The organism is Janthinobacterium sp. PLB04 (genome assembly GCF_021165895.1).
Classification (GTDB): domain Bacteria; phylum Pseudomonadota; class Gammaproteobacteria; order Burkholderiales; family Burkholderiaceae_D; genus Janthinobacterium; species Janthinobacterium lividum.
Map to the genome: position 1 here is coordinate 6,241,346 of NZ_CP088968.1, position 26,470 is coordinate 6,267,815.

Consider the following 26,470-nt stretch of genomic DNA (forward strand, 5'->3'; position numbering starts at 1 on the left):
TGAAGTGGATCAGGCGAGAATGCCGGCCAAGCGCTGCATCAGCAGTTCAATGGCGGCCGGGCCATCGGCCAGCATCGCCACCAGCGTGTTGATGGGCGCGCGGCGCGGCACGCGGAACTCGCACACCGTCATGCCGCGCGTCAGCTCGCCCGTCAATTCGATGGCCACGTGGGCGCTCTGGAACTGAAACAGCTGCGGCGCTTCCAGGTACAGGGCCACCACCGGGTCGTACATCGGCATGGGTACGGAACCATCGCTGCTGCGGATGCGCACATACGCTTCCAGGTAGCCAGCCAGCCGCTGCGCGCGCGGCGTGCCGATGGCGCGCAGCTGCGCCACCTCCAGTTTAGTGACCAGCAGCTGGCGGCACAGATTCAAGCCGAACATGCGCAGCGGGATACCGGCCTGGAAGACCTGGGCAGCCGCTTCCGGGTCCGCATAGATATTGAATTCCGCCGCCGCCGTGTGGTTGCCCTGGTCGGTCGAGCCGCCCATCAGGATGATTTCAACGATTTTTTCCGCGATGTCGGGCGCGCGGCTCAAGGCCGTGGCCAGGTTGGTCATCGGCGCGATCGCCATGATGGTGATCTGGCCGGGATGCTTGCGCACGGCGGCGATCAGGGCGTCGACGGCGTGGCCGGCAGCGTCACTGGCCGCGCCGGGCGGCAGGATCTCGCCAGTGGTGGGCATGCCGCTGTCGCCGAGAATGCGCTGCGCCGTTTCGATGACGCCGGCCAGCGGTTCTTCGCAGCCGCGGTAGATGGGCACCGTCAAGCCATCATGGGCCTTGATGCGCAAGGCGTTGTCGTAGGTGATGTCGACGGGCGCATTGCCCGCCACCACGCTTACGCCCAGCCACTCGATACCGGGATTGCTGCCCAGGAGCAGCATCGTCAGCCAGTCGTCGAAACCGGGATCGGTATCGAGCCAGATCTTTTTCAAGGCTTGGGTCATGATGGTTTCCATTCAGAAATCAGGCGCCCAGCCACAGGGCGCTGTCGGACGGCAGCACGAAGGACACGGCCGTGCCTTCGCGCCAGGCGGCGCCACCGGCCGCGCAAATGCCCTTGACCTGGCCCAGCGGCGTTTGCAGCAGGTATTCGACGGTGTCGCCCAGGAAGCCCCGTGCCAGCACGGTACCCGGATACTGGCCCGCCGCGTCGTCGGCCGCGCACACGCGCACCTTGTCCGGACGCCAGCCCAGCACCGTGGTGCCGGCAGCAACGGGAGACGTGTACGGCAGGCTGGCGCCCGCGTGGTGCAGCGCGCCGTCGCGGTAGTCGAACAGGTTTTCAAAGCCCATGAAGTTGGCAACGAAGCGCGTCGACGGCGTATTGAAGACGGCTTCCGGCGCGGCCAGCTGCTCGATGCGCCCGCCGTTCATGACGACGATGCGGTCGGACAGGGCCAGCGCTTCTTCCTGGTCATGCGTCACGTACAGCATGGTGATGCCCAGTTCGCGCTGGATGCGGCGCAACTCGGCGCGCATCTGCACGCGCAGCTTGGCGTCCAGGTTCGACAGCGGTTCGTCCAGCAGCAGCAGGGCCGGTTCGACGACGATGGCGCGCGCCAGCGCCACGCGCTGCTGCTGGCCACCGGACATCTGTGCCGGCAAGCGCGTTTCAAAGCCCGTCAGGCCGACGGCGGCGATCACGGATTCCACCTTCGTTTTCAGCAGGGCCGGCGCCACCTTGCGCAGGCGCAAACCAAAAGCGATATTGTCATACACGTTCAGGTGCGGAAACAGCGCATACGACTGGAAGACCATGCCGATATTGCGCTTGTTCGGCGCCAGCTTGCCGATTTCGCGGCCGTCCAGGACAATGCGGCCCGACTGCAGCGGCATCAGGCCGGCGATGGCGCGCATGGTGGTGGTCTTGCCGCAACCGCTGGGGCCCAGCAGGGAAATCAGTTCGCCCTGCTCGACGTGCAAGTCCAGGTCTTTCACGGATGTCGTGTTCTTGGCGTAGCCGAGGTTCAGCTTGTGCAGTTCCAGATAACTCATGGTGTGTTGCCTCTTACATGTATTTAGAAATGCCCAGCACCTTCTCGGTCACCATCACGAAGGCCATGGTGAACAAGACCAGCAAGGTCGACAGGGCAGCGATCGACGGATCGAAACTGTTTTCCATATGGCCCAGCATCTCGATCGGCAAGGTGCTGATGCCAGGGCCCGTCAGGAACAGCGAGACGGGCACCTGGTTGAACGAGGTGACGAAGGCGAGGAAGAAGGCGGCGATCACGGCGTTGCGGATATTCGGCAGCACGATCATGAAGAACGCGCGCAAACGCGACGCACCCAGTGTGATGGCGGCATCCTCGATATCCACGCGCAAATTCACCAGGCTGGCGTACACCACGCGCACCGAATAGGGAATCAGCAGCGCGATATGGCCGATCAGCAGACCCACATACACGGGCGCGTTGATGGTCAGCACCAGGTGGTGCAGCAAGCCCAGGCCGACGAGGATGGCGGGAATGATCAGCGGCGACGTCAGTATCTGACGGATGGCGCCGATGCCGTGCGGCGGCATGCGCGAAAACGCATACGCGACGGGTATGCCCAGCAGCAGCGCGATCACGGTGGCGATCAGGCCGATTTCCAGGCTGGTCTGGAAGGCGCGGCGGAACTCGGGCGCCGACCACACTTCGATGATCCAGCGCAGCGAGTACGACTCGGGCGGGAACGCCAGTGTCTCGCCGCCGCTAAAGCCGGCCAGTACGACGATGGCGAATGGCCCCAGCAGGAACAGGAATACCAGCCATAAAACGGCACGTGAAAACAGGCTTTCTTTCATACGGAACTCCGGCTCGAGGAAATACGTTTAAGGCCGGCATTCACCAGCAAAGTCATGCAGACTAGGATGACGGCGATGACATTCGCCGCGCCAAAATCGCTCTCCACGCTGACCTTCTGGTACAGCAGGGTTTCCAGCATCAGCACCTTGGTGCCGCCCAGCAGTGCTGGCGTCACATAGGCCGTCACGCAACCCGTAAACACCAGGGTCCCGCCGACGACCAGGCCTTCCTGCGTCAGCGGCAGGGTGACCTTGCAAAACACTTGCCATGGATTGGCGCCCAGGGTGGCGGCAGCCGGTTCCACGTCGCGCGGCAGGTTTTCCAGCGCGCCCGCCAGGGACATCAGCATCAATGGCAGCAGCAGTTGCAGCAGGCCGACAAACACGGCGAATTCGCTGAACAGCAAACGCAGCGGCTCTTCCGTCAAGCCCATGTTGACGAGCGCCGCGTTGACGGCGCCGTTACGGCCCAGCAACACGATCCAGGCATAGGTACGCGCAATCGGCGAGACCATCAGCGGCAGAATCATCATGCCCACCACCAGGCCGCGCCACTTCGGCGACACGCGGGCCACGGCTTGCGCGGCCGGGTAGCCGAGGATGATCGACGCCAGCGTCACCAGGGCGGCAATGCGCAGGGTGCGCCAGAAGATGGTGCGGTTGAATTCCTGCGAGAAGAATTCGATGAAGCGGTCGAAGCCCCACTGCATGCCGTCGCCGACACGGAAGGCGTCGACCAGCAAGGCCAGCACGGGCAGCAGGAAGCAGACGACGATAAAGATCAGCGCCGGCAGGACCAGCAGCAGTCCCAGGCGCTTTTTTGGATCAGCAAACATGGTGTTTTCTCCTCGTCACCACTATTTGCTCATGGCCTTGTTCCACTGCGTCATCCAGTTCGTGCGCTGCTTGAGGATGGTTTCCGGCTTGACGAATTTCAGCGAATTGATCTGGTCGGCGCCATAGGTATTGAATTGCGCGGCCGCTACCGACAGGCGCACGTCCTTGTTGACGGGCGAGTCGACCAGATTGGTGGCCAGCTGCGTCTGCACTTCCTTGGACAGCCAGAAATCCATCAGCTGGTAGGCCAGGTCCGCATTCTTCGAACCGGCCACGATGCCCATCACGTTCATGCCGGCCGCCTGGCCTTCGGCCGGGATGCTCCATTTCAGGGGCAGGCCCGTCTTGAGCATTTGCGACCACGTAAAGCGCGCCACGGGCGCAGCCCAGATTTCATCCTGGGCGAACAGGGCCGCCAGCTGCGCGCTGTTTTTCGAGAACGTGACGACGTTGCCCTTCATGCCGACGATCTTGGCAAAGCCGGTGGCGTAGTCGTCCGTCTTGCCGCCCCAGGCCGCATCGGCCATGCGCAGCATCAGGGGCCCCTGCGTGGTGCTCACGTCGGGGAAGGCCACGCGGCCCTTCAGTTCAGGGCGCCACAGGTCCTTCCAGGACGTCAGCGGGGCGATCTTGTCGCTGCGGTACACCAGGCCGACCGAGTACAGCGTATAGCCGACGGCGAAGTTGCCGCCGATCGGGTTCTTCGCCACGTCGTACAGGGCTTTGTAATTGCTCAGCTTGGAGTAATCCATGGGCTGGATCACGCCCTTTTGCGCCGCTTCCAGCATGCCGGAATCGGACAGCAGCACCAGGTCGATCACCGGGTTCTTGCTGTGCACTACCAGCTTGGCGATACGGTCCGCGTTATTCCCCGTTTCCACCTTGATATCGCAACCGCATTTGGCCTTGAACGGCTCGTACACATACTTCATGAACAAGGGCTGGGCAATCGGATAGGCCGAAATAACCAGCTCGCGTTTTTCCGCGTGGGCGGCGTTAGCCAGCAAGCCTAGGCTCAACGCCAACATGAGGTGCTTTTTCAAGATGCTTCCTTTCAGGGGACGGCGCTGGGGGACAGCGCCTGTAAAGATGAATCAGACTCAGAAATAATGTCGCATGCCAACGATCAGCACGCTTTGCGTCTTGCCGCCCGAGGCGCCGAAGCCGAACACGCGGGCGAACGTCGCGTCGCCTGCCGCTTTCTGGTAGCTCCAGGTGATGGCGACATCGGTGCGCTTGGACAGGAAGTAATCGGCCTGGAAGTTGACCTGATGCCATTTCGGCGTCTTGTTGATCACGTCATATTTACCGGTGGTAAAGAAATACGACGCGCCCAGGTTCAGCGCTTCCGTCAGCTTGTGGTTCACGTTCAAGTCCACGTTTTGCAAGGTCAGATTGCTTTGATCCAGGTAGTGGTAGCGCACGTTGGTGTACAACGCGCCAAACTTGGTCTTGCCCACATTATAAAAGCCTCCCGTGCCGGCGATGGCCTGGCTGTTCACGCCGGCGCCGCTGACGGCGCTCTTGTTGAAGATCAACAAGGAGCTGCCATAGTCATTGCCGATAGCGCCATTCGGCGCATCGGGGCTGTTCGGGTGGTCCATCTTGGTGTAGGCGACGGCCCAGCTGAAGGCATCGACCTTGTAGCCGGCACCCATGCTGTAGACGCGGTTGCGGTTGGAATCTTCCGGGTTTTCGCTGAAGCCGTACAAGCCCGTGAACGACAGGTTGCTGATGTTCGGGCTGACATACTTGACGGCATTTTGCACGCGCAGGTTGTTGTAGCCATTATCGTTGTCGCCGATATGCACGCCATTGCTGGCAATGACGACCGGACCCAGCAGGTCCTTGACGGCTTCGTACTGGCGCCCCAGGGTGAGCGTACCCTTGTCATTGCTGGACAAACCCACATACGACTGGCGGCCGAACAGGCGGCCGCTTTGCGACGCCGTGCCCGTCATGACGTTAAAACCGTTTTCCAGCACGAAGATGGCCTTGGTGCCGTTGCCCAGGTCTTCCTGGCCGCGAAAACCGATGCGGGGATTCTGATTCGTGCCGCTCAGCGCATGCGTGCGGCTGCCCTTGCCCTCATCCGACACATAGCCGATACCGGCCGACAGCAAGCCATACACTTGCACGCTGCTTTGCGCCTGCGCCGCACCCTGCGCCGCCAGCAAGCCACCCACTACCATCGTTCCCGTCATCCATTTGTTCATCGCCGCCACCCTAAAAAGAATAAACCCTGAGTTTTTTGGAATTATTTTATTGATGCGTCCCTTGCATGGCGTGCTAGCGCGAGTACTGGCGCCGCCTGGCAAGCGCTTCTCTGAAGATTGTTGCCTTCAAGACAAGTAAAGACCAGTCCAGAATATGGTAAATTGCGGGATAAGAAAATTTGTTTATTTTTATAAATCCATTACTTTTTCTAATAAGCAAACCCATGCATGAGTTGAGCAAGAAGATTTCCTTACGACATTTACAAGCGTTTTCCACCTTAGCCCGGGTAAACAGCTTCAGCAAGGCTGCACAGGAATTGTGCGTGACGCAGCCAGCCCTCAGCGCCTCGATCAAGCTGCTGGAAAATCAACTGGGGAAAAAGTTGTTTAACCGCACAACCCACCAGCTGGAACTGACGCGCGAAGGCAAGCTGGCGCTGGAATATGCAACACATCTGTTAAATACGGCGAGCAATACCTTTGCCGATATCCAGCGCGCCATCGGCAGCGGCCGGCACCGCATCCGCATCGGCGCCATCCCCTCGGCCATGGCGATGACAGCCGTCGTGGTGGCGCGCTACTGCGAGCAGCATGGCGACGAAGTGGAAATCGTCCTGTCGGACATGCCCAACGACGGCTTGCTGCACGCCCTGCATTCGGGCCAGCTGGACTTTTGCGTGGGTATCGAGGTGCCCGGTTCCGTGTCGCTGGAAAGCGTGGGCCTGTTCGAAGACGAGCTGGTGCTGGTGACGGCGGGGCGCCATGCGCTGGCGCCGCTCAAGGAAGTGCGCTGGGAGCAATTGGCGGGGCAGGAAATCGTCGTGTTTACCAAGGGCAGCATCTGGGAGTTCGCCTCGAGCGCCCTGCGGCAGCATGGCTTGAGCCCGTCGAGCCTGTACCAGATGATCCACAGCGAGTCGCTGTACGGCGTGGTGCGCGCCGGCATCGCCGTCGGCATCATGCCCAGCCTGTACACGACCTTCCTCAACGACGAGGACCTGCACGTGGCACCCCTGCGCCAGCCCACCTGCAAGCGTAAGATCGCCTTGATGCGGCGCAATGAGATCAGCCGTAACCACCATGTCGACGACTGCTTTTCCGCCCTGAGACAGGATCTGCAGCAGGTCGACCAGTGGTTTTAAGTTAAATCAAAGGCTCAGGCCGGCGCCTTCAGCAAATTCGCCAAAGCCACATACTGCTCCAGGCCCACGGTTTCCGGACGCAGGGTCGGATCGATGCCGGCCGCCTTGATCTGTTCTTCCGTAAACATCCCGGCCAGGCAGTTGCGGATCACCTTGCGGCGCTGCGAGAACGCCTTCATGACGACCGCTTCCAGGGTGGCCTGGTCGCACGCCAGGCGCTCGGCCACGGGGATCATGCGCACGATGGCCGATTCCACTTTCGGCGGCGGATCGAAGGCCGTCGGCGGCACGATGAACAGCAGCGACATGTCATAGCGCCATTGCAGCATCACGGACAGGCGGCCATACGCCTTGCTGCCCGGTTCGGCCACCATGCGCTCGACGACTTCCTTTTGCAGCATGAAATGCTGGTCCTGTACCAGCGGTGCGAAGTCCGCCAGGTGGAACAGCAGCGGGCTGGAAATGTTGTACGGCAAGTTACCCACGATGCGCAGCTTCTGGCCGGCCGGTACGGGGATTTGCGCGAAATCGAATTTCAGCGCGTCGCCCGAGTGGATCGTCAGCTTGGCCGGATTGAACGTCTTTTCCAGGCGCACGATCAGGTCGCGGTCCAGTTCCACCACGTGCATCTGCTTCAAATGGCGCAGCAGCTGCTCCGTCATGGCGCCCAGGCCGGGGCCGATTTCGACCATGGCATCGTCCGGCTGCGGCCCGATGGCGGCCGTGATGTCGTCGAGGACGAAGCGGTCATGCAGGAAGTTCTGGCCAAAGCGTTTGCGGGCAACGTGTTTCATATTCTGTTTTTCTATTCTAGGGGCGGTGTAGCGGGGTAAAACCGGTGGGCGATCAGGCGCGGCTGCTGGCGCGCAGCATGTCGAGCGCCGTTTGCAGGGCTTGCTCCATGCTGTGGCAATCGGCCAGCCCCAGCCCTTGCGCGGCCAGGTCCAGCGCCGTGCCGTGGTCGACCGAGGTGCGGATCAACGGCAAGCCCAGGGTGATATTGATGCCGCTCCCGAAGGTCGCGTATTTCAGCACGGGCAAGCCCTGGTCGTGGTACATGGCCAGCACGCAATCGGCATCGGCCAGGTATTTGTGCTGGAACAAGGTGTCGGCCGGATACGGCCCGCGCGCATCGATGCCGCGCGCTTGCGCCGCGGCAATCGCCGGGGCGATGACATCGATCTCCTCGCGTCCCAGATACCCGCCCTCGCCCGCGTGCGGGTTCAGGCCGGTGACCAGGATGCGCGGCGCGGCGATGCTGAATTTCTGTTGCAAGTCGGCCTGGATGATATCCAGGGTGACGGCCAGACTGTCCATGGTGATGGCAGCGGACACGTCCTTCAATGGCAGATGCGTGGTGGCCAGCGCCACGCGCAGGGTCGGTTCGCCATGACCGGGTTCGCCGGCCAGCATCATCACCACTTGCGGCGTGCCGGTTTTTTCCGCCAGGTATTCCGTATGGCCGGAAAAGGCCACGCCGGCATCGTTGATCGTGCTCTTTTGCAAGGGCGCCGTGACCATGGCGCCAAACCAGCCGGCCTGGACACCTTCCACGGCCGCGTCCAGGGTCGCGAGCACGGAACGTCCGTTTTCCTTGTCGAGTACGCCAGGAATGACATTGTTAACAGTGGGAATATCGATCACGGCCAGGCGGCCAGACCCGAACTGGGGCAGGCCGCTGTTGCGCACGGCTTGCAGCGACAGCGCCGCCAGGCGGATGTCCGGATCGATCAGGCTGGCCGTCAGCGCCAGGAAGGCGGCGTCGCCCAGCAGGATGCAGTTGACTTCATTGCGCATGGCCCAGGCCGCGCGTATGGAGATTTCCGGGCCGACACCGGCCGGCTCGCCACAGGTAATGGCGATGGCAGGCCGGCGTGCAAGGGGCAAGTTACTCATGCGCAATGAATCAGCGGCATTACTGGTCGTCCGCGCGGAATTCGACGTAGGCACGGTCGCGCACTTCGCGCGCCCAGTTTTCCGTCGCTTCTTCCAGCTTGCGTTCGCGCAAGGCATTGCGCGCAGCGGCGCGCTGCTTCTCTTTCGAGACGTCATCACTCTTGCGTTCCAGCACTTCGATCAGGTGGAAGCCAAAGCTCGATTCGATCGGCTCGCTCACTTCGCCCGGTTTCAGCGCATTCATCGCCGTTTCGAATTCCGGTACGGTATCGCCTGGATATAGCCAGCCCAGGTCGCCGCCCTTGGCGGCCGAACCGTCGTTCGAGAACAAGCGGGCCAGGTCTTCGAACTTGGCGGCCTTGTTATCGAGACGCTCTTTCAATTCCGACAATTTGCGCTTGGCTTCGGCCGCCGACAAGGTCGGCGTTATTTTCAGCAAGATATGGCGAGCATGCGTCTGCTGCACGGCGGCGACGGCTTGCGCCTCGGCAGCACTGCGGCGGTCCACCAGCTTGAGGATGTGGAAGCCCGTATTGCTCTTGATGATAGGCGTGATCTGGCCCGGCTTCAATTTCAGCAACTGTTCCGTGAACAGGGGCGGCACGCGGTCGCTATGGCGCCAGCCGATATCGCCGCCGCTCAGCGCATCGCTGGCGTCGGAATAGGTAGCGGCCATCTTGGCGAAATCGGCGCCCGTGCGTAGCTGGCGGCTGACTTCTTCGGCGCGCGCGCGGCGTGCGGCGATCTGTTCGGGGCTGGAATTTTCCGGAATGCGCACGAGAATCTGCGCCAGGTTCAGCTCCACCTGTTCGCTGGCGGCCGCTTTTTCCGCTTCCAGGAAGTTATCCACTTCGGAATCGGAAATCTGGATCTTGGCGTCGACTTCATGCTCGCGCAGGCGCTGCATGATGATTTCATCGCGGATTTCTTCGCGGAAGGTCGCAAACGGCGTGCCTTCTTTTTCCATCTGGTTGCGCAGATCTTGCACCGTCATTTTTTGCTGTTCAGCAATACGGCCAATTGCGCGATCCAGGGTCAGGTCATCCACGCGCACGCCCATTTCCTTGGCCAGCTGCATTTGTGCGCGTTCAACAATCATGCGCTCGAGCAATTGACGACGCAGGTCGGCAGGATCGGGCAAGGGCACGTTCTGCGCCTTCATGCGCTGCTCCACGCTCTTGATACGGGCCGCCACTTCATTGCGCGTAATCACCTCGTCATTGACGACGACGGCGATGGAATCGATGGTCTGGCCACTGCTCGAGGCCGGTGGCGTAAACCCCTTGACCGGCGTCGCGGCAGCGGGCTTGGCGGCAGGCGCTGGCGCAGCCTGTTGCGCCCAGACACTACTGGTCGTGGCGCCGGAAATGGCGCACAACAAGACCGTTGCAATTTTGAGTTGGTGCATACTGGCATTACGCATAATGTGTAGAGCGCTCATGAGTTCAGGTGAATAAAAAAACCGGTTTGTGCCGGCGCCGGGAACACCGGCGGCGGCAACGGTGCCTATCTTAACGGAGTGGCTGGCTCAGTGTCTGGTAACCGGGGATGGTTTTTGTAAAAGTTTCCAGGCCATTCGCGCCCAGACCCAGGCCATTCGACAAGCCCGTCAATTCCAGCTGGAAGAAGATCGGCGTCGAGACAGTCTTGTTCGTCGTCACGAAACGCTGCGCGCCCATGCGGAACACCCAGCAGTCGCCCTTGTATTCCAGGCCGACCAGGCTTTCCAGCATGCTGCGATCCTTCACGGAGTAACTGATGCGGCCCACGCCATACAGGCGGTCCGTCAACGGCCATTGGGTCGACACTTCAACATTGCGCCAACCAGCATCTCCACGCTGGAAACGATTGCCAAAATTCAATACCTTCTTGGCACCGGGCTGATATTGCAAGGCGTAGTTGTAGCTGACCAGCTGGCGGTCGCTGGGATTGTACTGCACCAGGCTGTCGGCGGTCCAAGTCTCGGACACGCGGCCCGTTGCTGCCAGCAGGATATCCGAACGCGACTGGTTGACGGGTGTGCTCGAATCGAGTTGCACGCGCTGGTCGGCAAAATAGAAACGCTGGCCGAAGGTCAGGCGCATGCGTTCCGTTCCATCGGACTGCAGGAAACGCGATACCAGGGCGGCCGTGACCTGGTTGGCATCGCCGATGCGGTCGCTGCCGACAAAACGGTTTTCCGTGAAGATCTGCGTCAGGTTGAACGTGCCAGCGGCCGTGTCGAACGTCGGAAACTTCGACTGGTCGCGGTACGGCGTGTAGACGTAGAACAGGCGCGGCTCCAGGGTTTGCGTGCCGCCCTTGGCGCCAAACAGATTCGTGTCGCGTTCAAACACCAGGCCGCTGTCGACCGAGAAGGTTGGCACGGCGCGCGTAAATGACGTATCCGCAAACTTCGCCTTGGTCCTGGCGTCGTTATCGAGCTGATACGCGCTGGCATTGAGCATCAGCTTGGGCGTGACGAAGTAGCCAGGGCGCACGATGGGGAAACTTACCTGCGGCATGGCCACGAGGCGCGACCCCTGCACCAGGGTCGGGTGGGCGAAGCGCGTCGCTTCCGCGTCGAAGGTCCAGTCGAAGCCGCCCCAGACGTCGTATTTGCCAGCGTGGAAGTTCACCGCCGGCAAGCGGTCATACGGGCGCGTAACGGTCAGGCTGGGATTGTTGACCGCATCGGGATCCTGCAGCACCTGGTAATTCTGCACGCGCGCCGTCAGGCTCCAGTCCTCGGTGCGGTAATCGGTGCGCAATTCGCGCAGCAACTGGCGCTCGGTGGCGGTGGCGACGGTTTTCGAAAAATCGTTCGGGTAATTATTGTCGGACGCCTCGCGCAGATCCCAGCTGTAACTCCAGCCCTTGGCCAGCGCCTGCTCATGCTTGGACTTGATCATGTAGCGGTTGGTCTTGGTCTGCTTGTCGTTAGGCAAGAATTCAAACGACGTTTCGCCCTGGTACAGGCCTGCATCCGTCTCGCCCATGTAGCGGCCCGCCGCACCGAGCTGGATGCCGCGCCGCTGTATGTAGCGCGGGAACAGGGTCAGGTCGCGGTTCGGCGCGATGTTCACGTAATACGGCATCAGCAGCTCGAAACCGTTCTTCGAGGCAAAGCCCGGCGTGGGCGCCAGCCAGCCCGAGCGGCGCGCACCCGACAGCGAAAACGAAATGCCAGGCGTGCCCAGGATCGGCACGTCCTTGAAATAGATGATGGTCTTGCTGCCGGTGCCCACGTCGCGGCCCGTATCGAGGTTCAAGGTGCTCGATTTGAGGTACCAGTCCGGATTCGGCCCTTCGCAGGTACTGTAAGTACCGTCGATAACAGTGGCTTCGTCGGGGTTGATGAAGTCGACGCGCTGGGCCTTGCCCTGGCCGCCGCCCACTTCGAAGCGGTACGTCGGGTTGAGCAGGAAACCCTTGCCGGTCTCCATGTTCAGCTTCAGGACGTCGCCCGTGTAGTAATCGCCGAAACGCCACATCTTGATATGGCCCTCGGCGTCGAACTGATCTTCAACTTGTTTGTAACAAGCTGTATCTGCCTTCATTTTTGTGGTTTTTCCGCGTTCAATCACGACATTTTTATCGAGATTGATCTCCCTTTCGGGGCGTCCGTTCATGCTGTTCGCCGTCATGACGGTGGGCGCGTCGGGATCTTCCACATGAACCGGGCGCGGCGCTTTCTGGGCGTGGACAGGCACCGTCGTGGCGGCGACGAGCGCGCTGATGGCGAAAGCCCAGCGCTGCGAAGGGGGGGAGGCCGAAAACCAGCTCATGAATTGGAAGGGGCAAGCACCATGACAGGCGATTTTTTGATTTGAATCCCTTATTATATGGGAATCTGTGCGACACGCCTTAAAGCTCGGGTAGCTGGCCCCGGTCGCAACGTAGCAGTAACGGCTAGCAGCGCAGGAACTGCGCAGGCAAATCCCTGGTTTACCAGTGATAAACAGTGAGGGGCTCCCCGGAGTACCCATTCTTAGCAAGACAAGACACGCTACGAGAAGGTGCCTTGTCAGTCTTATACGCCCGCCGAATCACCGGCGAGTAGCTATCCCTTTGCCTGTTTGTTTACATAAAACATTGAAACTGTAGCTTATTTGCAAAGTTTGTGGATATTTTACATTTGCTTACAATTTTCTATATTTCAACAGTTCTCTGCAAGACTCGGTTTTCTCTCAGCTGAGTCATACCCGAGTGAAACTCTTCGATATCTTGTCATGCTTCAGTTCTGCAACTGGTGCCATGACCGGATGTACGACCATCTGTCACCTACTTGAATGTGCGTCGCCGGTAACGGCGGGGTGCAAAGCTTCAGGGACAACGTACCCCCATTCTTTTCCGGCAGCCTGGCGTGCGAACGTCTGGCTGGAGACTGCAAGCAGCGATGCGGTCTAGGGGCTAGGTGAGTGCTGCAAGGGCAATGTTATGTGAACCATCGTTTGAACCCTCGTAAATATTAATAGGCCAAAGCTGCTGGCAGGCCTAAACCAAACGGTACGTGGCTGGTTATCTCCGTGGATTCTGGGGATACGTCGTCATTCAGCCACCGGGGGAAAGATGGGCCCTAAACAGCCAGTCGCGATGTAGCTGTCGCGTCGATATCGTTGGGAACGTGGTAAGCCCGATTCCCTGCCGCTCGATCAAAGAACCGAGATAGCGGCAAGCAAACCGCAAGGCACGCCCTTGGGGGAGCGGGTAGAGGAGGATGGAGAAAGCGAATGCCGGGCTGTAATGGTCCGGATAGGGATTCAAGATTTGTCCCGGCCTGAAAGGGTGCCCACTTCCATCTGGTGTAATAGTCGTCATACGACTGTACTGGCTCCAGGCAGTCATCATTTTCAACCACCCCGAAGGGATGCAGCTCACCCTTCGGGGTGCGCTGTGTCTCGTCGGAACAACTACACGAGGTTCAGCATGAAAGTAACCGCTAGCAGTCTTGCCGGTTCTGCGTCCTCGCACGTGCCTACTGAATGGGTCGCCATCAACTGGCGCCTCGTACAACGCAACGTGAGAGCCATGCAGCATCGATTAACGAAGGCGATACAGGAAGGCGACTGGCGCAGGGCGAAAGCGCTGCAAAGGTGGCTAACCCACTCGTTCAGCGCGAAAGCGCTGGCAGTCAAACGAGTGACAGAGAATCAAGGCAAACGAACCGCAGGCGTGGACCAGCAGTTGTGGGAGTCAGCAACGCAGAAGTTCGCTGCCATTGCACAGTTGAAGAAACAAGGCTATCGGCCCCTGCCATTACGGAGGGTCTTTATTCCCAAGTCAAATGGAAAGATGCGCCCACTGGGCATCCCTACCATGCGGGACCGGGCGATGCAGGCGCTTCACCTGCTGGCCTTGGATCCGGTCTTGGAAACGCTGAGTGATCCCAACTCATACGGGTTTCGCAAAAATCGCTCAACGGCCGATGCGATGTCGCAAATTTTTCTCCAGACCTGCCGGAAAGTCTCGGCAACCTGGGTGTTAGATGCGGATATCGAAGGTTTTTTCGACAATATCAACCATCAATGGCTGGTCGACAATGTCTTCATGGATAAGTTGATCCTGTCTAAATGGCTGAAATCCGGGGTAGTTGACCGGAAGCAATTGATGGCAACCACAGCTGGAACGCCACAGGGCGGCATCATCAGCCCTGCCCTTGCGAATTGGACGTTGAACGGGCTGGAGACTGAACTGATTGCGCACCTCGGTGCGAAATTCGGCAAGTCAAAGGCCGGCAAGCTCAAAGTCGGTGTCGTGCGATATGCGGACGATTTTGTCGTTACCAGTGGATCGAAGGAACTGCTGGAGACGGAAATCAGGCCTTGGATCGAAGCATTTCTTGCAGTCAGAGGATTGCGACTGTCCAGTGCCAAAACCAAGATCGTGCACATCGATGAGGGCTTCGACTTTCTGGGGTGGAACTTCCGAAAATATTCCGGGACACTGCTCATCGAGCCAAGTAAGAAGAACATGAAAGCGTTCTATGAAAAGCTGAGGAAGACGATCAGCGAAAACATCGGGGCGAAGCAGGAGAATCTCATTCGATTGCTGAACCCCATGCTGCGGGGCTGGGCGCAATATCACAGCCCTGTAGTGGCCAAGGAGGCGTTCTCGACGATGGAGTCGCTGCTGTACTGGCGGCTTCGTCGCTGGGCCATGCGCAGGCATCCGAAGAAAACCGACAGTTGGATACGCGACCGATACTGGCGCCCAACCGAGAGTGGAAATCGGATGTTTGCAGCGGACGTTGTCACAAAGAATGGCAATAAGGCCATGAAGGAACTGTACTCGTTACCAGGTACAGCGATTCTGCGTCACACGAAGATCAAGGGCGGCTATCACCCCTACGATCCGCAATGGGAACTGTACGGCGAAACCCTTCGGCAGGAACGCATGTTGAAAAACATGTCCTACCGGCGTGAGTGGGCCAAGCTCTACCTCGACCAACGTGGCTTGTGCGCTCTGTGTGGGTACGAGATGAACATGGAAACCGGATGGCATGACCACCACATAGAACACCGTGTGGCAGGTGGTTCCGACGCCCTTGGAAATCGCGTATTATTGCACCCAAATTGCCATATAAATGTGCACGCAAACGATTTACAAGTTGCGAAGCCGGTCCCTGCATAGGGACTTTTATTATGCTTGAGCCGTGTGCGGTGAAAGTCGCATGCACGGTTCTTAGGGGGGAGAGCTTCCAGCAATGGGGTTCTCCTACCCTCCGCACCATCAACCCGATTCCACAGGCCGCTTAATGTCATTCTCCCCCAATTCCTCCACCGCGCCGGCCTCCGCGGACGCTCGCCTGACCCTGTTGAAAGCCTGGTTGACCTCGCTTAACCTCGTCGCGCCCGAATCCGCCCGTCCCGCTTCCAGCGATGCCAGCTTCCGCCGCTACTACCGTCTCGATGTGCTGCCAGGCAATGCAACATTGCCAGGAAGCACACTGATTGCCATGGATGCGCCGCCCGAGCGTGAAAACGTGCCCGCCTTTGTCAAGGTGGCCGGCTTGCTGAAAGGCGCCGGCGTGTCCGTGCCCGAGATCATCGCGCAAGACCTGGACAATGGCTTCCTGCTGCTCTCCGACCTGGGCACGACCACCTATCTCGACGCCCTGAACCACGATAACGCCAGCGTGCTGTACGCCGAAGCGCTCGAGTCGCTGATGAAAATCCAGCTGGCCAGCCAGCCCGATGTCTTGCCGGAATTCGACCGCGCCTTCATCCTGCGCGAAATGAATCTGTTCCCGGAATGGTTTATCGGCAAACACCTGGGCGCCACCTTAACGGATGTGCAACAGACCCAGCTGGACAAGGTTTTCGAAGCGATCACGGCGAATATCTTGTCGCAGCAGCAAGTGTTCATGCACCGCGACTACCATTCGCGCAATTTGATGCACATCAACGATGGTTCCATCCCCAATCCCGGCATCCTCGACTTCCAGGATGCCGTCTTCGGCCCTGTCACCTACGACATCGCCTCGCTGCTGCGCGACGCGTATATCCAGTGGGATGAAGAACTGGTGCTCGACTGGGTGATCCGCTACTGGCAGCGCGCCAAGCAGCTGGGCTTGCCAGTCAATCCCGATATCGACGCTTTCTACCGCGATTTCGAATTCACGGCCCTGCAGCGCCACCTGAAAATCCTCGGCCTGTTCGCGCGCCTGAATTACCGCGACGGCAAGGATCTGTACATGGGCGACTTGCCAACCGTGCTCGACTACGTGCGCAAGACGGCCAACCGCTATACGGAACTCAAGCCGCTGGTGCGTTTATTGGACGCCCTCGAAAACAAGGCGCCGCAGGTCGGCTATACATTCTAGGCACTTTCCCGCTGCGCGACATACCCGCGCAGCCGACTTACCGATACTGAAAACGAATCCCCATGAAAGCCATGATCTTTGCCGCAGGCCGCGGTGAACGGATGCGTCCGCTTACCGATACCTGCCCCAAACCGCTGCTGAAAGTACGCGGCCGTCCACTGATCGTCTGGCATGTGCTGAACCTGGTGCGCGCCGGCATCACGGACATTGTCATCAACCATTCCCACCTGGGCCACCAGATCGAGGAAACCCTGGGCGACGGCAGCGCGTATGGCGCGCGCATCGCGTATTCGCCCGAGAGCACGCCGCTGGAAACGGCGGGCGGCATCGCCCAGGCGCGCCACTTGCTGGGCGAGGAGCCATTTCTCGCCATTTCAGGCGACATCTATTGCCCCTACTTTGATTTCAAGCAAGTACTCGACGTGCTGGCCGACAAGGATGTGCTGGGCACGCCGTATCCGGCCGACCAGCGCGACATCGCCTGGACTTACCTGGTGCCCAATCCCGACTTCCACCCAAAGGGCGACTTCGGCTTGACCTTGTTCGCGATCAACAATACGGACGACACCAAGTGGACCTTCGCCAATATCGGCGTGTACCGCCCTGAGATGTTCGACGGCATCGCGCCCGGCAGCCACGCCAAACTGGGCGATTTGCTGCGCCAGTACGCGGACCAGGGCCGCGTGGGCGGCGAAGTCTATCCGGGCGAGTGGACGAATGTGGGCACGCCGGCGCAGCTCGACGTGCTCAATGGCGTGGCAGCGAAGGCGCCGGCGGCATGATGGCCAACTACGCTGCCCGGCGCGCGGCGTTGCTGGCGCAGATGCTGCCGGGCAGCGTGGCCATCCTCGCCACGGCGCCCGAAGTGCCGCGCAACAGCGATTGCGACTACCCGTATCGCCACGACAGCTATTTCTATTACCTGAGCGGCTTTACGGAACCCGATAGCGCCGTGGCCCTGGTGGCCGCCAGCGCCACGGCGCCGGCGCGCGCCATCCTGTTTTGCCGGGCAAAAAACACCGAACGCGAAATCTGGGACGGTTTCCGCCACGGCCCCGAGGCGGCGCGCGCCAGCTTCGGTTTTGACAGCGCCTTCCCCATCGAGGAGCTCGACGTGGAAATGACGCGCCTGCTGGCCGACGTCCCCGCCATTTACTACGCGCTGGGCGGCAGCCTCGATGCGCAAGTCAAGGTCTGGCGGCACAACGTGCGGCAAAAGGCCCGCAGCGGCGTCACGGCGCCCGCCATCGCGCATGACATCAATGGCATGCTCGACGCCATGCGCCTGCTGAAAGACCCGGAAGAACAAGGCCTGATGCGCCGCGCGGCCGCCATTTCCAGCGCGGCCCACGTGCGCGCCATGCGCGCCACACGGCCCGGCATGCACGAATACGCGCTGGAAGCGGAGCTGCTGTACGAATTTCGCCGCAGCGGCGCGCAGTTCCCCGCGTATTCCTCCATCGTGGCGGGCGGCGGCAACGCCTGCATCCTGCATTACAGCGCCAACAACGCCGTGCTGCAGGACGGCCAGCTGGTACTGATCGACGCCGGCTGCGAACTCGATGGCTATGCCTCCGACATCACGCGTACCTGGCCCGTCAACGGCCGTTTCAGCGGCCCGCAGCGGGCGCTGTATGAACTGGTGCTGGCGGCGCAACAGGCGTCGCTGGACATGGTGCGCCCCGGCTTGCCGCACAGCGCCATCCACGAGGCGGCCGTGCAGGTGCTGGCGCAGGGCATGCTGGACCTGGGTTTGCTGGACCGGCAGAAAAACGGCAGCGCGCAGGACGTCATCGCCGACAAGGCGTATATGCCCTTCTACATGCACGGCACCAGCCACTGGCTGGGCATGGACGTGCACGACGTGGGTGCCTACCGCGACACGGGTGCTCCGGGCAAGCCGTGGCGTCCGCTGGAAGCGGGCATGGTGCTGACGGTGGAACCGGGCATCTATGTGCGCCCCGGCGCGGGCGTGCCGGAACAGTTCTGGCACACCGGCATCCGCATCGAAGACGATGTGCTGGTCACGCCGCAAGGCCATGAAGTCTTCAGCACGGCGCCCAAGAGCGTCGCTGAAATCGAACAACTGATGTCACAGGATTAACGCCGCCGCATGCATACACCGTCCACTTTCGATCTCGCCATCTGCGGCGCCGGCCCCGTCGGCATGGCGCTGGCCGCCCTGCTGGTGCAGCGCGGCAGCCGCGCCGCCGGCATCGCCCTGCTCGACGCCAAATCCATCGAGCAAGCCAGGCGCGACCCGCGCACCATCGCCCTGTCGCACGGCAGCCGCCAGATTCTTGAGGAGGCGGGCGCCTGGCCCGTGGAGGCGACACCGATCCACCAGATTCACGTCTCGCGCCGCGGCCAGTTCGGGCGCAGCCTGATGGACCGCAGCGAGCATGGCGTCGAGGCGCTCGGCTATGTGGCCCGTTACGGCACCGTCGTCAGCGCGCTGGCCGACATATGCGAGCGCCTGGGCGTGGCCAGCCTGCGCCCGGCGCTGGTCACGGGCAGTGCCGAGGATGCCGATGGCGTGGCCGTGCAGATTGAACAGGACGGCACGGCGTCGAGCTTGCGCGCCAGCCTGCTGGTGCAAGCCGAGGGTGGCCTGTTCGGACAGCAACAGGAACGCGCCGTCAGCCGCGATTATGGTCAAAGCGCCATCATCGCCCATGTGCGCACAAGTGCCCCCATCGCGCACCGCGCGTATGAGCGCTTCACAGACGAAGGCCCGCTGGCCCTGCTGCCGCAGGACGATGGCTACGCGCTGGTATGGTGCGTGCCGCCCACGCGCGCCGAACAATTGCTGGCCCTGGACGACGCTGCCTTCCTGGCCCGCCTGGGCGCCGCCTTCGGCAGCCGCCTGGGACGCTTTACCCACACGACGTCGCGCCTGGCCTATCCGCTGGGCCTGAACGCGCAGGGAGGCGGCACGCCGCGCACGGTCGCCATCGGCAATGCGGCGCAAACCCTGCACCCGGTGGCGGGACAGGGCCTGAACCTGGGCTTGCGCGACGCCGCCGTGCTGGCCCGCGTGCTGGCGCAGGACAGCAGCCCGGCCGGACTGGAACGCTACGCCAGCCTGCGCCAGGCCGACCGGGGGCTGACCGTGCGCGTCACCGACACCATGGCGCGCATCTTCACGGGCAACGCGCCCACGCAAGGCTTGCTGGGCCTGTCGCTGGGCTTGCTGGACGCCTTCAGCCCGGCGCGCAAGAGCCTGGCCGAGCTGATGATGTACGGCCGCCGCTGAGTCTTGACAATAAGGAAAGAGCACGGGCGAAAAAGAAACAGGCGGGCGATCCGGCATGGAGTAAACGGCCCGCGGATGCGACAATGGCTGTCACCTGGCTTTTGGCGACCGTTCCATGACAGATGCTTTGCCCGCAGCACCGCCTGCCGCTCTTCCCGAAGTACTCTTTTCCCGCCTGCTGGAAGACGCCCTCGACGCCGTCATCATCATCGACGAGCAGTGCCGCATCCGCTATATCAATGGCGCCATGCAGGCACTGTCGGGCTATGCCAGCGGTGAATTGCTGGGCCAGACCCTGAACGGCCTGCTGCCCGACGCCGTCGGCGCGCAGCACGACAACCACGTGATCAACTACATCCGCAGCTCGCGCACTTCCAGCGTGCTGGGCAAGATACGCGAATTCGCCATCCGCCACCGCGACACGCAAATGATCCCCATCGAAATGAAGGCGCTGGACCTGGGCGTGGTCGACGGCATGCGCTATTTCGGCGCCTTTTTGCTCGACGTGCGCGAACGGCGCGAACTGGCGGCGAAAAACGCCAGCCTGCTGGCGCAGCTGGAACAGCAGGCGCTGCACGATGCGCTGACGTCGCTGCCCAACCGGCGCGCCTATGAAGCGCAGGCCGAGCAGGCGATGGCGCGCGCGGCGCGCAGCGGCGCCGCCCTGAGCGTGGGCGTGGCCGACCTCGACCACTTCAAGAAGATCAACGACCGCTATGGCCATGCCGTGGGCGACGCCGTGCTGCGCACGGTGGCGCAGGCGCTGCGCGACACGGGACGCATCACCGACGTGGCGGCGCGCCTCGGTGGCGAGGAGTTCGGCCTGCTCTTCCCCGACGCCAGCCTGCAGCAGGCACACCAGGTGGCCGAGCGCATCCGCGCTGCCGTGGCGGCGGCGGTCACCGTGCTGCCTGACGGCGGCGCGCTGCACGTCACCATCAGCATCGGCGTGGCGCCGCTGGTGCAGGGCGCCAGCCTGGACGCGGCCATATCGGATGCCGACAAGGCCCTGTATGTCGCCAAGCACCAGGGACGCAACCAGGTCGTCGCGGCAGCGGCCAGCCAATAAAAACGGCCCGCGCAAGGCGGGCCGTACGGTCGCTGCAAGCGGCGTTTATTCGATGGCTTTCAACATATCCTCGATCACCTTTTTCGCATCGCCAAACACCATCATCGTGTTCGGCTGATAGAACAGGTCGTTGTCCAGGCCCGCATAGCCGGACGCCATCGAGCGCTTGTTGACGATGATGCTCTTGGCTTTATACGCTTCCAGGATCGGCATGCCGGCGATCGGCGATTTCGGATCTTTCGCCGCCGGGTTGACCACGTCATTCGCACCCAGCACCAGCACCACGTCCGTCTGGCCGAATTCGCCATTGATGTCTTCCATCTCGAAGACCTGGTCGTAGGGCACTTCCGCCTCGGCCAGCAGCACGTTCATGTGACCCGGCATGCGCCCCGCCACCGGGTGGATCGCATACTTGACGGTGATGCCCTTGTGCGTCAGCTTCTCCACCAGTTCTTTCAGCGAGTGCTGCGCGCGCGCCACGGCCAGGCCGTAGCCGGGCACGATGATGACGGTTTCCGCATTGCCCATGATGAAGGCGGCATCGTCGGCCGAACCCGATTTCACGGGACGCTGTTCCTGCGCGCCCGCCACGCCAGCGGCCGGCGCATCGCCGCCGAAGCCGCCCAGGATGACATTGAAGAACGAACGGTTCATGGCCTTGCACATGATGTACGACAGGATCGCGCCCGAAGACCCCACGAGCGAACCGGCGATGATCAGCATCGAGTTATTCAGCGAAAAACCGATGCCGGCCGCGGCCCAGCCCGAGTAGCTGTTGAGCATCGACACCACCACCGGCATGTCGGCGCCGCCGATGGGGATGATGATCAGCACGCCCAGCGCAAAGGCGATGACGGCCATGACGATGAACGGCGTCCAGGCCGGCTCCACCCCGTCGGCGAAGCAGAACACCAGGCCCAGCGCGATCATCACCAGCGCCAGCGCCAGGTTGAGCATGTGCTGGCCCTTGAAGCTGACGGGCGCGCCCTGGAACAGGCGGAACTTGTATTTGCCCGACAGCTTGCCGAAGGCGATCACCGAACCGGAGAACGTGATGGCGCCGACAAAGGTGCCGATGAACAGCTCGAAGCGGTTACCGATGGGCAGCGCCTGTCCATGCTCGGCGATATTGAAGGCCCATGGCTCGGATACGGCCGCCACGGCGATGCACACCGCCGCCAGGCCGATCAGCGAATGCATGGCCGCCACCAGTTCCGGCATCTTCGTCATTTCCACGGTTTTCGCCAGGTAGGCGCCGATGGCTCCGCCCGTGACGATGCCGATGATGACGAGGGTCAGGCCCATGCCGCCCGCTTGCTGTTCCTTCAGTTTCAGGATCAGCGCCACGGTGGTGACGGCGGCAATGGCCATGCCGCTCATGCCGAAGGCATTGCCGCGGCGCGCCGTCGAGGGCGAGGACAGGCCTTTCAAGGCCTGGATGAAGCACACCGAGGCGATCAGGTACATCATCGTCACCAGGTTCATGGTGACGAAGCTCATGGCATGACTCATTCTTTTGCTCCTTGCTTGGCTTTCGGTTCTTTTTTACGGAACATCTCGAGCATGCGCTGCGTGACGAGGAAGCCGCCAAACACGTTGACGGCGGCCAGTGCCACGGCCAGGGTGCCGGCCGCCTGCGCCAGCGGGCCTTGCGTCAGGCCGGCCGCCAGCATGGCGCCGACGATGATGATGGCGGAAATGGCATTGGTGACGGCCATCAGCGGCGTATGCAATGCCGGCGTGACGGTCCAGACGACGTGGTAGCCGACATAAATGGCCAGCACGAAGATGATCAGGTTAATGATGGTGTGACTGATTTCCATGATGTTGTTCTCTCCGGCGCCGCGTTATTTACGTAAGATTTCACTGCCTGCACACACCAGGCTGGCCTTGATGATTTCATCCTCGCGGTCGATCTGCAATTGGTCGTCCTTGTCGATGATGAGCTTTAAGAAGTCCAGCACGTTGCGCGCATACAGGGCCGAGGCATCGGCCGCCACCAGGGTCGCCAGGTTCGGTTCGCCCACGATGTAGACGCCGTGTTTCAGCACGGTCTTGCCCAGTTCGGACAGGGGGCAGTTGCCGCCCTGCTCCACGGCCAGGTCGACGATGACGGAGCCCGGTTTCATGGCCTTTACCGTTTCTTCGGAAATGAGCACGGGCGCGGCGCGGCCGGGGATCAGCGCCGTGGTGATGATGATGTCGGCCAGTTTTGCCCGTTCGTGCACCAGTTCGGCCTGGCGCCGCATCCAGTCGGCCGGCATGGCGCGCGCATAGCCGCCTGAACCCTTGGCGATCTCTTTTTCTTCATCGGTCAGGAAAGGCACGTCGAGGAACTTGGCGCCCAACGACTCCACTTGTTCCTTGACGGGCGGGCGCACGTCGGATGCCTCGATGACGGCGCCCAGGCGCTTGGCAGTGGCGATCGCCTGCAAACCTGCCACGCCCACGCCCATGATCAGCACGCGGGCCGCCTTGACGGTGCCGGCCGCCGTCATCAGCATCGGCATGAAGCGCTGATAGGTATTCGCGGCCACCAGCACGGCCTTGTAGCCGGCGATGTTCGCCTGCGACGACAGCACGTCCATCGACTGCGCGCGCGTGATGCGCGGCACGGCTTCCAGCGCGAAGGCGGACAGGCCGGCCGTGGCCATGGCGGCGATATTGTCCGCGTCAAACGGGTTCAACATGCCGATCAGCACCGTGCCGCTGGCCATCAGGGCCCGTTCCGCGGCATCGGGCGCGCGCACCTTGAGCACGATGGCGCAGCCATAGGCTTCCTGGGCGGTGCCGATCTGCGCGCCGGCGGCGGCATACGCGTCGTCGGGAATCGAGGCTTGCAGGCCCGCTCCGGACTGCACGATGATCTGATGCTTGGCTGCCAGCTTCTTGACTGTCTCGGGCGTTGCTGCCACCCGCGTTTCACCAGGCCGTGTTTCGGCCGGTATGCCTATCCTCATGATGCCTCCGCTAATTGATAAACTGACTAGAATCTAACACGGAAAGCAGCGCGTTAAACGTTTGTGAACCAGCAACTTTTAGTCGTACGACACTAATTTGACCAGCATCCCACGATTCGTTTCACCATGCGGCGCGGCGACCATATTGTGGGAAAGGTGTGTCAATCTCACCACAGTCGAGCACGTGTGCGCGCTTGTTTTGACCACAGGGAAAGCCTATATTAGCGGGCGTTTCCTGCCATCTTGCCGCCAATGCCCCCATGCTAGTGCGCTCCCCGGGAAAGACGTAAGTACCTCCCACCGCTATTTGCTAAAACGTTGTCATTTATCAATATGTCCGCGCAACAGAAGGCCGGCTTCAAACCGCGCGCGCAGAACAAGATAAAATGTCGGCTCTTTCAAGGATGGAATCATGCCGAGAATCTGGAAACCCTCTGTCACCGTTGCCGCCATCGTCGAGCGCGACGGCCTGTTTTTACTGATTGAAGAAGAGACCAGCGAAGGCATCAAGCTCAACCAGCCGGCCGGTCATCTCGATCCGTTCGAGTCGCTGGAGCAGGCGGTGATCCGCGAAACGCTGGAAGAAGCGGCATTCGATTTCATCCCCACGGCACTGGTCGGCATGTATATGTCGCGCTATCAGTCACTGCGCACGGGCGAGGACGTGACCTATCTGCGCTTCACCTTTTGCGGCACAGCCGGCGCCGAGCATGACCGCCCGCTGGACGAAGGCATCATCCGCACCCTGTGGATGACGCGCGACGAGCTGGCGGCGTGCCAGGAACGCCACCGCAGCCCGCTGGTGCTGCAGTGCGTGGACGAATACCTGGCCGGCCGGCGCGCGCCGCTGGCCCTGCTGCACACGCATGCGTCCGTTTTCAATAGCGCATAGCAACACGCATTGCCATATTATTAAAGTAACTGGAAAGCAAGATGAGCAAGAAGAAAGTCGTTATCGGCATGTCGGGCGGGGTCGATTCCTCGGTCGCGGCATGGATGCTGAAGGAACAAGGCTATGAAGTCATCGGCCTGTTCATGAAAAACTGGGAAGATGACGACGATTCGGAATACTGCTCCACGCGCCAGGACTGGATCGACGCGGCCAGCGTGGCCGACGTCATCGGCGTCGATATCGAAGCCGTCAATTTCGCCTCCGAATACAAGGACCGCGTGTTCGCCGATTTCTTGCGCGAGTACCAGGCCGGCCGCACGCCGAACCCGGACGTGCTGTGCAACGCCGAAATCAAGTTCAAGGCATTCCTCGACCATGCCATGACCCTGGGTGCCGACCTGATCGCCACCGGCCACTACGCGCGCGTGCGCCAGGCGCCCACCGATGCGGGCCGCTACGAGCTGCTGAAAGCCGTCGACGCCAGCAAGGACCAAAGCTACTTCCTGCACCGCCTGAACCAGGCGCAGTTGTCGAAGACCTTGTTCCCGCTCGGTGAAATCCCGAAGACGCAAGTGCGCCAGATCGCCGAGAAACTGGCCCTGCCGAACGCGCAGAAGAAGGATTCGACGGGCATCTGTTTTATTGGCGAACGCCCGTTCCGCGAATTTTTGAACCGCTACCTGTCCTACAAGCCGGGTCCGATGAAGACGGCCGATGGCAAGACCGTGGGCGAACACGTGGGACTGAGTTTTTATACCCTGGGCCAGCGCAAGGGCATCGGCATCGGCGGCGTGAAGTCGTACCAGAACGCGGACGGCAGCAGCGACGCCTGGTATGTGGCGCGCAAGGATATCGCCAACAACACCCTGTGGGTGGTGCAGGGCCATGACCACCCGTGGCTGCTGTCGCCATCCCTGACGGCCGACCAGGCCAGCTGGGTTGCCGGTGTGGCGCCGCAAGCGGGCGCCTTGAGCGCCAAGACGCGCTACCGCCAGGCCGACGTGGCTTGCCAGCTGCTGCCGGATGGGAATGAACACTTCAGCCTGGCGTTTGACCAGGCGCAATGGGCCGTCACGCCCGGCCAGTCGGCCGTGCTGTATGACGGCGACGTGTGCCTCGGTGGCGGCATCATCGCCAGCGCCACCGGTTTGGCCGGTAGCTAGGAGTTGCCTTGCGCGGCAGCGGCCAGGGCTTGCTGCTTGCGCACCATGGCAATCACCGTGTTGCGCACGGTTTTCAGGACCGTGTCGGCCATGAAGGGTTTCACGATGAAACCCGACACGCCCATGGCGTGCGCCGCCTGCAGCGAAGCGGCATCAATGCCGCCCGAGACCATGAAAATGAGCGTCTTCGGATACTGGGCGCGGATGGTTTGCACCACGTTGGTCCCATCTTCCACCTGCTCGCGCGCGATGCACACGAAATGCGGGTGGTGCTTGACCAGCAGCGCCAGTCCCAGCGCGCTGGTATGCGTCTGCCCGCAGACATCGTAGCCGCCATCGGTCAGGACCGTGTTCAGCAGGCCGCGCGCCACGGCGCTGCTATCGATCAGGACTGTCTTTAACATCATGATTACTTTCCTTGCTTGATTTATTCCGTG

24 protein-coding genes are annotated in these 26,470 nt (G+C 61.5%); 10 read left to right on the plus strand and 14 right to left on the minus strand.

Annotated elements, in window-relative coordinates:
* Positions 1-9: 9 nt before the first annotated feature.
* Genes LSO07_RS27625 through LSO07_RS27650 form a run of 6 tightly spaced genes read right to left on the minus strand, consistent with a single transcriptional unit; the run spans position 10 to position 5,851 of the window.
* Positions 10-954 carry a nucleoside hydrolase gene (locus tag LSO07_RS27625; RefSeq protein ID WP_225317436.1) on the minus strand — a complete coding sequence of 315 codons (945 nt, stop codon included), beginning with the start codon at positions 952-954 and terminating at the stop codon, positions 10-12.
* 19 nt (positions 955-973) lie between these two features.
* Positions 974-2,005: an ABC transporter ATP-binding protein gene (locus tag LSO07_RS27630; RefSeq protein WP_151097373.1), complete on the minus strand. Its 1,032-nt coding sequence runs from the start codon at positions 2,003-2,005 to the stop codon at positions 974-976.
* Positions 2,006-2,018: 13 nt separating this feature from the next.
* Positions 2,019-2,798: an ABC transporter permease gene (locus LSO07_RS27635; protein ID WP_151097375.1), complete on the minus strand. Its 780-nt coding sequence runs from the start codon at positions 2,796-2,798 to the stop codon at positions 2,019-2,021.
* Positions 2,795-3,634, minus strand: a complete 840-nt coding sequence (locus LSO07_RS27640; RefSeq protein ID WP_099389214.1) for an ABC transporter permease — start codon at positions 3,632-3,634, stop codon at positions 2,795-2,797. Before LSO07_RS27640 ends, LSO07_RS27635 begins: the two co-directional genes overlap by 4 nt.
* 21 nt (positions 3,635-3,655) lie before the next feature.
* Positions 3,656-4,678: an ABC transporter substrate-binding protein gene (locus LSO07_RS27645; protein ID WP_034778817.1), complete on the minus strand. Its 1,023-nt coding sequence runs from the start codon at positions 4,676-4,678 to the stop codon at positions 3,656-3,658.
* A gap of 57 nt (positions 4,679-4,735) precedes the next feature.
* Complete coding sequence (locus LSO07_RS27650) at positions 4,736-5,851, minus strand: porin (RefSeq protein WP_225317437.1); 1,116 nt, start codon at positions 5,849-5,851, stop codon at positions 4,736-4,738.
* Positions 5,852-6,075: 224 nt separating this feature from the next.
* Between LSO07_RS27650 and LSO07_RS27655 the strand changes: the two genes are divergently transcribed.
* Positions 6,076-6,993: a LysR family transcriptional regulator gene (locus LSO07_RS27655; RefSeq protein ID WP_070220566.1), complete on the plus strand. Its 918-nt coding sequence runs from the start codon at positions 6,076-6,078 to the stop codon at positions 6,991-6,993.
* A gap of 14 nt (positions 6,994-7,007) precedes the next feature.
* On the opposite strand, the gene rsmA is transcribed toward LSO07_RS27655, so the two are convergent.
* The 4 genes from rsmA to LSO07_RS27675 all read right to left on the minus strand — a co-directional run bounded on the left by rsmA (position 7,008) and on the right by LSO07_RS27675 (position 12,362).
* Entirely contained in the window at positions 7,008-7,787 is a 780-nt protein-coding gene (rsmA, locus tag LSO07_RS27660) for a 16S rRNA (adenine(1518)-N(6)/adenine(1519)-N(6))-dimethyltransferase RsmA (RefSeq protein WP_034778823.1), read from the minus strand.
* Positions 7,788-7,839: 52 nt separating this feature from the next.
* On the minus strand, positions 7,840-8,889 hold the full coding sequence (gene pdxA / locus LSO07_RS27665; protein WP_151097377.1) for a 4-hydroxythreonine-4-phosphate dehydrogenase PdxA: 1,050 nt from the start codon (positions 8,887-8,889) through the stop codon (positions 7,840-7,842).
* 19 nt (positions 8,890-8,908) lie between these two features.
* Entirely contained in the window at positions 8,909-10,297 is a 1,389-nt protein-coding gene (locus tag LSO07_RS27670; protein ID WP_225317438.1) for a peptidylprolyl isomerase, read from the minus strand.
* A 103-nt stretch (positions 10,298-10,400) separates the two neighbouring features.
* Entirely contained in the window at positions 10,401-12,362 is a 1,962-nt protein-coding gene (locus LSO07_RS27675) for an LPS-assembly protein LptD (protein WP_225317439.1), read from the minus strand.
* Between the two features lie 6 nt (positions 12,363-12,368).
* Here LSO07_RS27675 and LSO07_RS27680 point away from each other — a divergent pair, with 6 nt between their 5' ends.
* The 7 genes from LSO07_RS27680 to LSO07_RS27710 all read left to right on the plus strand — a co-directional run bounded on the left by LSO07_RS27680 (position 12,369) and on the right by LSO07_RS27710 (position 21,018).
* Complete coding sequence (locus LSO07_RS27680; RefSeq protein ID WP_225317440.1) at positions 12,369-12,701, plus strand: hypothetical protein; 333 nt, start codon at positions 12,369-12,371, stop codon at positions 12,699-12,701.
* 1,096 nt (positions 12,702-13,797) lie between these two features.
* A complete protein-coding gene (gene ltrA / locus LSO07_RS27685) occupies positions 13,798-15,501 on the plus strand; it encodes a group II intron reverse transcriptase/maturase (RefSeq protein WP_151097383.1) in 1,704 nt (567 codons plus the stop codon).
* Between the two features lie 124 nt (positions 15,502-15,625).
* Positions 15,626-16,693, plus strand: a complete 1,068-nt coding sequence (locus LSO07_RS27690) for an aminoglycoside phosphotransferase family protein (RefSeq protein ID WP_151097385.1) — start codon at positions 15,626-15,628, stop codon at positions 16,691-16,693.
* A 62-nt stretch (positions 16,694-16,755) separates the two neighbouring features.
* The gene (murU, locus tag LSO07_RS27695) at positions 16,756-17,475 is read left to right on the plus strand and encodes an N-acetylmuramate alpha-1-phosphate uridylyltransferase MurU (protein ID WP_151097387.1); all 720 of its coding nucleotides are present in this window, start codon (positions 16,756-16,758) and stop codon (positions 17,473-17,475) included.
* Positions 17,475-18,797 (plus strand): aminopeptidase P N-terminal domain-containing protein, encoded by a 1,323-nt coding sequence (locus LSO07_RS27700; RefSeq protein WP_191909801.1) that lies wholly within the window; start codon positions 17,475-17,477, stop codon positions 18,795-18,797. Before murU ends, LSO07_RS27700 begins: the two co-directional genes overlap by 1 nt.
* Before the next feature lie 9 nt (positions 18,798-18,806).
* Positions 18,807-19,949, plus strand: a complete 1,143-nt coding sequence (locus LSO07_RS27705) for a UbiH/UbiF/VisC/COQ6 family ubiquinone biosynthesis hydroxylase (RefSeq protein ID WP_151097391.1) — start codon at positions 18,807-18,809, stop codon at positions 19,947-19,949.
* Between the two features lie 115 nt (positions 19,950-20,064).
* Positions 20,065-21,018 (plus strand): GGDEF domain-containing protein, encoded by a 954-nt coding sequence (locus LSO07_RS27710; protein WP_034778836.1) that lies wholly within the window; start codon positions 20,065-20,067, stop codon positions 21,016-21,018.
* A 45-nt stretch (positions 21,019-21,063) separates the two neighbouring features.
* Here the strand turns inward: LSO07_RS27710 and LSO07_RS27715 are convergent, their stop codons facing one another.
* Genes LSO07_RS27715 through LSO07_RS27725 form a run of 3 tightly spaced genes read right to left on the minus strand, consistent with a single transcriptional unit; the run spans position 21,064 to position 23,978 of the window.
* Complete coding sequence (locus LSO07_RS27715) at positions 21,064-22,518, minus strand: NAD(P)(+) transhydrogenase (Re/Si-specific) subunit beta (protein ID WP_151098017.1); 1,455 nt, start codon at positions 22,516-22,518, stop codon at positions 21,064-21,066.
* Positions 22,519-22,526: 8 nt separating this feature from the next.
* Positions 22,527-22,841, minus strand: coding sequence for an NAD(P) transhydrogenase subunit alpha (locus tag LSO07_RS27720; RefSeq protein ID WP_034778841.1), 315 nt, complete (start codon positions 22,839-22,841; stop codon positions 22,527-22,529).
* 24 nt (positions 22,842-22,865) lie between these two features.
* A complete protein-coding gene (locus LSO07_RS27725; protein ID WP_151097393.1) occupies positions 22,866-23,978 on the minus strand; it encodes a Re/Si-specific NAD(P)(+) transhydrogenase subunit alpha in 1,113 nt (370 codons plus the stop codon).
* Between the two features lie 412 nt (positions 23,979-24,390).
* Between LSO07_RS27725 and LSO07_RS27730 the strand changes: the two genes are divergently transcribed.
* Together LSO07_RS27730 and mnmA are read left to right on the plus strand one after the other, a co-directional pair.
* Positions 24,391-24,870 carry an NUDIX hydrolase gene (locus tag LSO07_RS27730; RefSeq protein ID WP_151097396.1) on the plus strand — a complete coding sequence of 160 codons (480 nt, stop codon included), beginning with the start codon at positions 24,391-24,393 and terminating at the stop codon, positions 24,868-24,870.
* A gap of 41 nt (positions 24,871-24,911) precedes the next feature.
* Positions 24,912-26,033, plus strand: coding sequence for a tRNA 2-thiouridine(34) synthase MnmA (gene mnmA / locus LSO07_RS27735; RefSeq protein ID WP_034778847.1), 1,122 nt, complete (start codon positions 24,912-24,914; stop codon positions 26,031-26,033).
* On the opposite strand, the gene LSO07_RS27740 is transcribed toward mnmA, so the two are convergent.
* Positions 26,030-26,437: a response regulator gene (locus LSO07_RS27740; RefSeq protein ID WP_077409312.1), complete on the minus strand. Its 408-nt coding sequence runs from the start codon at positions 26,435-26,437 to the stop codon at positions 26,030-26,032. The genes mnmA and LSO07_RS27740 overlap by 4 nt on opposite strands.
* Positions 26,438-26,470 lie beyond the last annotated feature (33 nt).